At 70.2% G+C, this 10,092-nt stretch carries 7 protein-coding genes; 3 read left to right on the top strand and 4 right to left on the bottom strand.

What is annotated here, in order from left to right; translation table 11 throughout:
• Nucleotide 1: 1 nt before the first annotated feature.
• Nucleotides 2-544, top strand: a complete 543-nt coding sequence (locus tag HR086_RS06460) for a GNAT family N-acetyltransferase (RefSeq protein WP_141646948.1) — start codon at nt 2-4, stop codon at nt 542-544.
• Here the strand turns inward: HR086_RS06460 and HR086_RS06455 are convergent.
• Both HR086_RS06455 and HR086_RS06450 read right to left on the bottom strand, forming a co-directional pair.
• Entirely contained in the window at nt 501-950 is a 450-nt protein-coding gene (locus HR086_RS06455) for an inorganic diphosphatase (protein ID WP_141646949.1), read from the bottom strand. The two genes, HR086_RS06460 and HR086_RS06455, sit on opposite strands and share 44 nt — an antisense overlap.
• A 91-nt stretch (nt 951-1,041) precedes the next feature.
• Entirely contained in the window at nt 1,042-2,058 is a 1,017-nt protein-coding gene (locus tag HR086_RS06450; RefSeq protein WP_174465139.1) for a stage II sporulation protein M, read from the bottom strand.
• Nucleotides 2,059-2,190: 132 nt separating this feature from the next.
• Between HR086_RS06450 and HR086_RS06445 the strand changes: the two genes are divergently transcribed.
• Nucleotides 2,191-3,645 (top strand): DUF1570 domain-containing protein, encoded by a 1,455-nt coding sequence (locus HR086_RS06445; RefSeq protein ID WP_246137612.1) that lies wholly within the window; start codon nt 2,191-2,193, stop codon nt 3,643-3,645.
• A 78-nt stretch (nt 3,646-3,723) separates the two neighbouring features.
• On the opposite strand, the gene HR086_RS06440 is transcribed toward HR086_RS06445, so the two are convergent.
• Nucleotides 3,724-5,283, bottom strand: coding sequence for a bifunctional UDP-sugar hydrolase/5'-nucleotidase (locus HR086_RS06440; protein ID WP_141646951.1), 1,560 nt, complete (start codon nt 5,281-5,283; stop codon nt 3,724-3,726).
• A gap of 44 nt (nt 5,284-5,327) precedes the next feature.
• Here HR086_RS06440 and HR086_RS06435 point away from each other — a divergent pair, with 44 nt between their 5' ends.
• Nucleotides 5,328-7,187: a hypothetical protein gene (locus HR086_RS06435; protein WP_141646952.1), complete on the top strand. Its 1,860-nt coding sequence runs from the start codon at nt 5,328-5,330 to the stop codon at nt 7,185-7,187.
• Nucleotides 7,188-7,202: 15 nt separating this feature from the next.
• Here HR086_RS06435 and HR086_RS06430 read toward each other — a convergent pair.
• Nucleotides 7,203-10,092 (bottom strand): cyclic nucleotide-binding domain-containing protein (locus HR086_RS06430; RefSeq protein ID WP_174465138.1); only part of this gene is annotated, 2,890 nt, incomplete at its 5' end.

Below are 10,092 nucleotides of genomic sequence, written 5' to 3'. Positions count from 1 at the left end.
CATGCGCCCCCTCTTCCAGGCCCAGGGCTCCTTCACCGCCGAGCGAATCGAGGACCCCGAAGCCGAGCGGTTCCAGCCGCTCCTGGAGCGCTGCGAGGACTTCTTCCAGTTGTGCTTCGGCCGCCCCGCGCGCCCGGACGAGGGACGGCAGCTTCCCCTCGAACGCCCTCCTGGAGTGCCCTCCGAGGCGGGCCATCTCATCGCGGTGCGCGACACCTCGGGCCAGTGGGTGGGCGTCCTCGAAGGACTCCAGGGCTATCGAAAGCCCGGGGAGGCGTACCTGGGCCTGATGTTGCTCGCGCCCCACGTGCGCGGGCTGGGGCTCGGCGCGGCGCTGCTCCACGGCTACGAGGACTGGCTGCGCTCCGAGGGCATGCACGTGCTGCGCGTCGGAGTCTCCGAGCCGAACACCTCGGCGCTGCGCTTCTGGCGCCGCATGGGCTTCGAGGACGAGGAATGGGTGGGCCCGATGCGGCAGGGCGAGCTGAACTACCGCGTGCTCAGGATGCGAAAGACGCTGACGTCACCGGCAGCCACCCCGTGAAGCGCGTGTCCGTCACGTTGCCCCGCACCAGGTGCAGGCCGCGCTTGAAGAAGGCGTAGACGCGGAAGAAGGACTCCAGGCCGAGCCGCTCCGTGTCGCTCAACTCGCCCAGGCTGCAAATCACCTTCGGGTCGCCGCGCCCCGAATCGATGAAGCCCAGCACCGCCACCACGGGCACGCGCACGCGCTGGCCTCGAGGCAACCGAGCGCCCAGCACCACCGCGTCGAGCGGATCTCCATCGTCCGACATCAGCCCCGGGATGCTGCCGTAGTTGTACGGACACGGCAGCGGCGCCACGAAGTCCACCGAGCCGTCCGCGCGTCGCTTCACGAACGAGAAGCGCGGGCACTCGATGACGACCTCGGGTTCGCGCGGAAGCAGGGGCAGGAGCAGCGGCTCGGACACGAGTCCCGTGTAGCACGGGCGGGGACAGGGCGCGTGGAGCCTCGCCCTCCCCTGTCGAGCGACAGACGCGCGCCGCGAGTCGGGGAGCCCGTCAGGACGCCCGAGGAGCGTCCAGCCGCGCGTCGTCCGAGCGCGAGCCTCGCAGCCAGTCCGACAGCAGGTACGAATAGACGCCGCTGCCCACCACGAGCGCGAACGTGACTTTGAAGGCCACCGACAGCTTGGGCGGATGAATCTGCGACACCGTGCCTTCGATGAAGCCCGCGAGGACGAACAGCACCAGCGTCCCGAACAGGAGCTTCACCGCCGTCACGGCCTCGGCGCGCAGGGCCTGCCCTCGTGGCAGTCCCTTGGGGGCCACCAGGCCGCGCGCGATGACGAGGCCCGCCGCGCCCGCGATGCAGATGGCCGTTATCTCAGGGATGCCGTGGGGGAGAATCCAGGCCCAGAACCAGCCGGCCATCCCCTTCGCCGCGTACACGTACGCGAGCGCGCCCAGGAACAGGCCGTTGACGAACAACATCACCGCGGTGCCCAGCCCCAGCGTCACGCCCAGCGCGAAGCACAGGAAGGCCACCTGGATGTTGTGGGTGAAGAGGAACGAGGAGAAGTGCGCCTGCTGGCCCGCCGACATTCCGTCACCCGCGGCCTCGTTGGCGGCGCGCTGCACGGGGTCCATGTCCAGGTGCTCGGCGGGCACCAGGTAGTGCGCCGCGTCCGGGTCCACCATCATCCCCAGGTAGCCGAAGCCCACGCCGGCCAGGAAGAGCAGCACCGCCGCCACGTACATGCGCCACTCGCGGCGCAGGAGCGCGGGAAAGCCTCGCGCCACGAAACCCCAGACGTCCGCCAACCGGGGGCGGCGCCCCGGATAGGTGAGCGCATAGGCCCGCCCCACCAGGTCATTCAGGTACGCGCTGACGTCGGCCGAGCCGCTGCGGGCCCTCACCCAGAGCAGGTCGCTCGACACGGCGCGGTACAGCTTTCCGAGCGTTCGCGCGTCATCGAGGCTCAGGCCGCGCAGGCCGCGGACCTCGGACTGGTCCAAAAGCTTCTCGAGCTTCTCCCACCGAGGTCGACGCGACTCGATGAACTCCGCCATCTCCATGACGACAGTCTAGCCCAGGAGGGCCGTACGCCCACCCTGCCCTACGGGCGCCGGTTGTGGGAAAACAGGGGTATGACGTGTCGGCTGGCGTTCCTGGGATGGCTCTTGGCCTGTTTATCGGGATGCAGCTCCATGCGAGCGCTGTGTCCCCTGGAGGGCGGCCGTCCCTGGGTGGAAGTGCGCAGCCCCCACTTCAGCATCCGCACCGACCTGGACACGGACACGGCCGAGGACGCGGCGCGCGAGCTGGAGATGCTGCGGCAGGGATTGCTCCAGGCGTGGGGCGGCAGCTTCGACCCGCCGGGAACGGTGGAGGTCATCGTCCTGCGCAACCGCCGGGAGCTGTCGGAGTTCACCAACGTCGGCATCGAGGGCTTCTCCGCGACCACATCCGAGGGCCCGCTGCTGGTGATGGCGGGAAACAGCTACGCGCTCAGCGAGGACGCGGCGGACATCTCCACGCAGGCGCACGAGCTGACGCACTACCTCTCGCAGTTCGCCCTGGTGCGACAGCCGCGCTGGCTGTCCGAGGGGCTGGCGACCTACCTGGAGACCATCACCCTGAGGCCGGAGCGACGGGAGGTCATCCTCGGAGCGCTCCACGCGCCGTTCCTCGACCACGTCAAGCGCAGCGGCTGGCGCACACTCGACGAGCTGTGGGAGTGGGACCGGCGGGGGCTGATGAGCAGCGCGGAGTCGCGGCAGTACTACGCCTCCGCGTGGCTCTGGGTTCACTTCTTCATCAGCCAGCACTCCGAGCGCTTCGAGCGCTTCCAGAAGCGCCTCATGCGCGGCGAGGAGCCGAGGAGCGCCTGGGACGAGTCCTTCCGGGGTGTGAAGGATATCGCGGGCCAGGTCCACGCCTACGCCCACGGCGGACGACACGTCCACTACCCGCGCATCACCGCGCCGCTGTTGCCCGTGTCGAGCGACATCCACACCCGACTCCTGGACCCCGCGGAGGTTCACGCCGTCCGCGCGCGCCTCATCCTCCTGACACCCGGCGCCGCGCCCGCCGAGGCGCGCCAGGAGAAGGCCGAATGGGAGATGGCGCAGGCGCTGAAGGAGGACCCGGGCAACCTCACCGTGGCGCTCCTGCGCATCCGCTCCATGGGGGACCCGGACCAGCAGCTCGGCTTCGCGCGGGACCTGGTGAGCCGCAGGCCGGAGAGCGGCCTCGCGTGGGACGCGCTCGCCCAGGCGCTGGATGCCGCGGGCTACGCCACCGAGGAGCAGGAAGCCGCCCGCCTGCGCGCCGCGGAGCTGGTGCCCGACAGCGTGGGCACTCAGAACGGACTGGCCCGCTACTACGCACGCACCGCGCAGCCGGAGAAGGGGCTGGGGGCGGCGCAGCGGGCCGTCGCGCTGGCGCCCGGTAACGCCAGCGTGCTCGACACCTACTCCACCATCCTCTTCCAGCTGGGCCGCTGCCAGGAGGCGCTCGCCACGCAGCAGCTCGCGGTGGAGGTGCTCTACGAAGGCACGCCGGAGCGGCTGCGCCAGACGGTGCACGACACCCTGGCTCGCTACGAGGCGGTGTGTGGAGCCTCTCCCGCCGCGTCGACGTCTCCGTCCGGAGGCGAGTAGCGCCGGAACGACGAAGCGCCGGTGAGCCCTGGAAGGGGGCCCGACCGGCGCCTCGAGAACCTCACGCGTGAGCGCGGGTTACTTCAGCTGCTTCTCCAGCGGCTTCTTCTCGCTGGACTCCAGCTGCTTGGTCCAATCCACCACCGGCGTCTGCCAGGCCATGCCCGTCTCGGTGGGCTCGGGGGCGAGCTTCTCGAACTCGAACCCGTCACCGCCGAAGTACAGGTACTCCACCGTGGCGACGGAGTACTCCTTCGCCGGGTCCAGGGCCTTGCCCTTGGCGTCCTTGAACTTGTTCTTCCCTGCGGCGGTGAAGCCGGAGACCAGGGCGTTGGGGTTGGCCAGCTGCTTGGCCAGGTCCTCGCCCTTGAGCTTCACGACGAGCAGCGAGTTCTCGAACGGCATCACCGAGTAGATGCTGCCGCGCGTCACCGGACCGGCCGGCAGGTCGCCACGGATGCCGCCCTTGTTGAGGATGGCCCCGTCCGTACCGAGCGACTCGCGCACCGCGCCGCCAATCCACTTCGCCATCTGCGGAGAGGCCTGGGTGATGCCCGTCTTCGTGAAGCCAATCTGCTGGCCCAGCACCTCGTCGAGCTGCGCCTTCCACTTGGCGACCAGCTGCGCGGTCTCCGCGTCCGGCGTGCCCCCGGCCACATCGACGAGCTTGCCCTCGATGTTGGTGACCTTCTCGCCGGCGGGCTTGGCCGGGTCGAACGAAATCTGCGCGCGCAGGTACTTGGCGAAGCCACGGTCCAGCGACGCGAAGATGACGCCGTTCTCCTTCGAGTAGACCTGCTGCGGGCAGCGGCCACCGGCGACGACGGACAGCTTCCATTCAGGGTGCTTGGCCACGATGGGCTGCAGCTCCGTGACGCACGTGTCGGCCACGACGACGACCGTGTCGGCGCCGGCCTTGCGGGCCTCGGGGATGGCGCTGTTGAGCGCCTCCTCGTAGCCCGTGACTTCCAGGCCCTCGGCGCGGCCAGCCATCGCCGTGCGCACCGTCTTCTCCGAGGCGAGACCCACGACGCCAACCTTCAGGCCCCGACGCTCGAACACCTGGAACGCGGGCAGGGACAGGTCGCCCGCGAGCGCCGGGTCCTTCACGCGGAGGTTGGCGGCGAGGAACGGGAAGCCACCGGAGGCGCGGTTCTTGAGGAAGACGTCCTTGCCGAACGCCAGCTCATGGTTGCCCATGGCGGAGGCGGCATAACCCATGCGGCCCATGACCTCGGCGGTGGGGGCACCCAGGAAGAAGGACGACAGGGCCGGCCCGTTCCAGTGGTCGCCCGTGGCGAGCGCCAGGGTGCCGGAGTCGGCGCAGGTCGCCTGGCCATCCTTGATGGGGCCGGGACAGTGCTTCTCGTCATTGACCCAGTGACCAAGCAACTCGGCGGCGCCACCCTTGCCATCGACCGGCTGAAGCTGACCGAAGGTGCCACCGGTGACGAGCAACGTCACCTCACTGGGCACCGCGGGCTTCGCCGGCGCGGGAGCAGGCTGCTCGGCGACGGGGGCGGAAGGGGGAGGACTGCTCTTCTCGCAGCCGGCCAGGGCGCCGAGCGCGAGAACCAGCACGCCGGAAAGGCGCGACTGGCGGGAGGGACGGGGGCGGTAGCAGGGGTTCGAGCTCACAGCGCGCCGTTTAGCACAACTCGGGACGTGATACGGTGACTGGCGTGTCAGATGAACAGGACCCCAAGGGCCCACCCTCACCACGAGGGGAGCAGCAGCAGGACGCCGCGAGCGGAAAGAACCAGACTGGCCGCGTGCTGGCCCAGCATTTCTGGGAAGAACTGCAAAAAGGCGCCGTGCACTTCCAGGAACAGGGCTCGGAGGTCGTTCCTCGGGGCCGGCTGAGACAGTTCATCCATGGACTGAGCCTTCCGTTTCATATTGCCCGGGCCCTGCTGGGAGACCCGGTGGCGCGCCGTCAGTACCTGCGCGTGGGGCTGATGCAGACCGTGGTCGCCCTGGCGCTGTCCCTGACGTGCATGGGCTCGGCGAACAAGGCCGCCAATGCGGTGGAGGATTCCCAGGACGAAGCCGTCGCCGCCGAGGTGTCGTCGGCGCTCAAGAAGGTCGCGTCGGTGGTGGCCGAGCAGAACGCGAGGAAGGCGGAACGGGCGGCCGCCCGCGAGCTTCGCAAGCAGCGTCGGAACGGCGAGGCCCCGGCGGACACGGCTCGCGCCACGGCGGCGGAGCTGGATTCAGACGCCCAGGACGAAGAAGCGGGCGAGGCCGAGGACCCCGCCGACCCGGATGCCGTCGCCCTCGCGCCGGGCGCCGACGAAGTTCCCCAGGTTCAGGCCGGGAAGGTGGACACGAACGATGCCGGTCCTCCGGAACGAGACGCGAAGGACGGCGAGACGCCCTCGGAGCTTGCCGCCGACGTCTCGGCCGCGCCTGCCAGGCAACGGGAACCCACCGTCCAGGGCAAGAACACGGACGCGGCTCCGACTTCCGACAAAGACAAAAGCCCACGGGAACCGTCGCGGGCCACGGCGGACGAAGAGGACCCGGAAGCCCGCCTCGCGATGAACATCGAGCGACGGCTTCGCGACATCGAGGCCGCCGCGAACAACCCGGATGCGGGCACGGCGGTCTCGGACGCGGTGATGGCCCTGGTGGCCGAAGCCGTCTCCAGTGCTTCTTCGGATGCGTCCAGCGTGCAGCCCAGGCCCAAGAAGCCCGAGGGCGATTCCTCGAAGGCAGGCAAGGTCAAGTCCGAGCCCGGGAAGTCGCCGCGCAAGCCTCATCCCGAAGCTGAAGACAAGGGCTCCACGGGGCCGACGTTCAAGGGCTTCTCCGTGGTCGGCATCCCCTTCTGGATAGCGTTGTTCGCGGCGATGCAGCTTGCCCAGTGGGTCATCATCGCGTTGTCGCGCGACTACCACGACGTCATCTCCCGGGAGGCGAGCCTCCTGACGCGCGTGGAGCCTGAAGACGACGCCATCACGCCGCACATCCGCCTCAACGTGCAGTGGATGCGCAAGAAGGTGCGGCGCCGGGTCAGGGCGATGATTCTGTTCGCGGTCGGCGTGCCGGCGGCGGCCTTCGTTGTCTCGCCCTTCTTCTGCCTGGGGCTCAGCAGTCCGCTGATCACCACCATCACCTCGTTGTGGGGCGCGTGGTGGCTGATGGTGTTCACCGCGGCCAAGAGCGCCCAGGCCTGGGAGCCGATGGCGGGCCAGCGGCCTCCCTGGTTCCTGCGCGCGTGGACCTTCCTCACCACCCGCGTGCCCGGGCTGCGGTGGAATGTGCTGCAACGCTATGGCGCGATGTGGACCCGGCGCTCGACGGAGGTCTTCGTGCCGGTGGCCACGGTGGAGCGCCATCCGTGGGCCTATGCGGGACTGACGGTGGTGCGCTTCGTGGGTTCGTTCGCACCGCTGAAGTTCTTCGTGCGTCCCCTCATCCCCGTGGCGTCCGCGCACATCCTCCGGGAGGAGAGCGCCAGACGCGCCCGTGAAGGACAGGGCACGGGTTCGAGCCCCCGCGTCCCCGGACCGCTGGAGGAAACCATCCGCTCGAGCTGAGCCCCGCGGCGACGCTCAGGCGTCGCCGCCGCGCGTGCGCTTCTCGGTCGGCTCGGGGGAGTCGGGAGCAGGGCCCGTGGGCAGCGGAGGAGCCACGGGAGGCAGCGGCGCCGTCATCTCCAGTCGCTCGCCCGTCTCGCGCGAGTCGGGCAGCGCGATGAGTGCCTGGAGCTGGAGGCTCACCGCGCGGAAGAAGCCGGTGAGCAGTTCGGGCCGGTCCGCGAGCAGGTCCAGGAAGTCTCGCCGGTCAATGATGAGCACGCGCGTGTCCACCGCGGCCACCATGTCCGTGGGACGCGGCGCACCGTCCAGCAGGCTCACCTCTCCGAAGGCCTGCTTGCCCTGGAAGCGCAGCACATGCTCGCCGTCGTGGAACGCGTCGATGGCGCCCTCGACGATGACGTAGAGCGCGTCGCCCGGGTCGCCCTGCGCGTAGATGCGCTCACCCGCGCGGAAGGCGCCCTCGCGAGCCACCGCGGCGATGGCCGCGATGTCGTCCACGTCGCTCTGCGAGAAGACGCTCACGCCCTCCAGGGCGAACATCCGTTGGACAATCCGGTCGCTCAACTCACCCTCCTGCGGGAGCACATCCAGCCCATTCACCCGCGCGATATGGCGAGCGCACGCGCGCAGCACCACATCCTCGCTCTGCACCAACGCCGCCAGCCTGCGCCACAACCGGCCCGAGGCCCCCGGCGGCAACTCCCGATGGTGCGCCTCCACCTGCTCCATCACCAGCTCGCGGTCCTCTTCCGAGAGCAGGTTGTCCAGCAGCTCCAGCGCCAGCGCGCGTCGACGCGCATCCTGTCCCACCAGGTTGTAGTGGATGCCGCGCATGCGATGCGACGAATCCAGGAGCCCCAGCAGGAAGAACGAGAGTTCGAGCGCCTGGTCCAACCGGTCGCCCACCGCACGGGTGAGCAGCGAGCCGTCACCCAGCGCCGCGCGCACGTCGCGATAGGCCCCCACCAGCGCCCGATACACGTCGCGTCGCCGGACCAGGGCCTCGCGCACGCGGTCCACGTCCACCGGGTGCTCGGGGTGTTCATCCCGCAGCCGCGACAGCTGCGCGCCGATGCGGAAGTGCAGTGACGCATCGTCGCGCACGTTGGAGAACAGCAGCGCATCCAGCGCCGCCGGCGTACCGATGCCGCGCAGCACGCGAGGCAGTTGCAGCCGCATCGCCAGCGGCGCCTTCTTGTTGTTGAGGTGCTCCTCGACCAGCGGAGTCACCACGTCGCCCAGCGCGACCAGGGCTTCACGAGCCGTCTTGCGCTCCTCGCGCCAGGTGAGGAACGGCAACAGCCGAGGGGCCAGGTCCACATAGCCACCCTCACCCACCGCGGCCAGCGTCACGCGGCGCACCGTGCTGTCCCCATCATCGAGGTAGCGCGCCAGCGCATCGGTGAAGCGCGTGTCCTGGAGCCGCCCCAGCAGCTTCGCCACCTCGCGACGCTCCACCACGGGCGCGCCCTCGCCTCGCGCGAGCAACTCCTGGAGCGAGGCCAGCGCCACCGAACTCCCCGTCGTCTTCACCAGCGCGCCGATGGCCGCGCACCGCAGTCCCACGTCCGGGTGGTTGAGCAACGCCGGCAACAGCCGCTCTGCCCGCTCCGGAGACAGGCGGGCCAGGGCCCAGACGGCCTGGTCCCGAGGGCGTCGGGGCCCCTCCTCCACCAGTCGCTCCAGCACCGGCGCCAGCTCCCGCGCATCCAGCTCCAGCGCCAGGGCCACGCCCCGCTCGAGCACTCGCTCGTGCGGATGGCGCAGCAGCGCGGGCAGGTGCTGTCGCAGCGGTACTTCGGCCTGCGCCATCAGGTCCACCGCGCGCAGCACGCGGTCCGGCGTGGGCGCGGACAGGGCCTCCGCCAGCAGGCGCTGCTCCTCCTCGCCATCCAGCGCGACTTCTTCGTCCTCGGCCGCGCCCACCTGTTCGCCCAGGGCCGCCACATACGCCGGCCTGAGTCGTACCAGCAGCAGCACGAGCCCCAGGCACATGCCCATCACCGCCAACGCCATCGTCGCGCCCGTGGCCGCGCGCCCCGCGCCGATGAGCAGCAGACCGGCCACCACCACGCCGCTCTTGCGGAGCAGGCCGTCCACCGCGACACGCAGGCCCTCGCGTTGATCATCCGGCACCGCCGCGTACAGCAGCTGGATGCCCACCGGGAGGATGGAGTAGCTCACGGCCGTCTCCACCAGGCGCAGCAGATGCACGGGCGCCAGGCTGGGCGTGAGGAGCGTCGCCCCGGCCAGCGGCGCGAGCACCAACGGCACCAGTGCCACGTAGCGCAGGAGCCCCAGCCGTCGCAGCAGCGGCTGCGTGAGGAGCAGTTGGAAGGCCACGCAGAACATGCCTATCCACAGCTGCAGGGAGCCGAAGAGCGCGGTCAGCGCGTCCTCGCTCAGCGTGCCCTCCAGGCGCAGGCGGAAGAGGTAGTCCACGAAGGACGACAGCACCGCGAAGGAGATGCCCAGCGCCGCGAGCACCTGCGCGTACGGGCTCTCCGCCAGGTAGCTGAACGCCATGAACGACGTGGGGGCCGGACGGCCACGCGGTGGAGGCGGAGGCACGCCGCGATACAGGTGGTGGAAGATGGCGCCCGCGGCCAGCAGGCCCAGCGCGCCGCTCACCACGATGGCGGGTGTGCCCAGCGGCTCCGCCAGGCCTTGCACCAGCAGGCCGCCGACGATGCCGCCGCCCATGGCGAAGCCATTGAGCGCCGTGAAGGCCCGCCGGGCCTCCCGCGCATCGAAGGCCGACGCCATCCGCGACCAGAACCGGAAGGACACGAACGTGGAGAAGGTGTCCGCGAACAGGTACAGCGCCAGCGCCGGGGTGCGCTGCCCCGCGGACAGCGCCGCGGCCAGCCCCAGCGCAATCACCCCACCCAGCCCCGTCAGC

The sequence above is a fragment of the Myxococcus sp. CA039A genome, assembly GCF_013336645.1.
Lineage (GTDB): Bacteria > Myxococcota > Myxococcia > Myxococcales > Myxococcaceae > Myxococcus > Myxococcus llanfairpwllgwyngyllgogerychwyrndrobwllllantysiliogogogochensis.
This window is presented reverse-complemented; position numbering and strand designations above follow the sequence as displayed.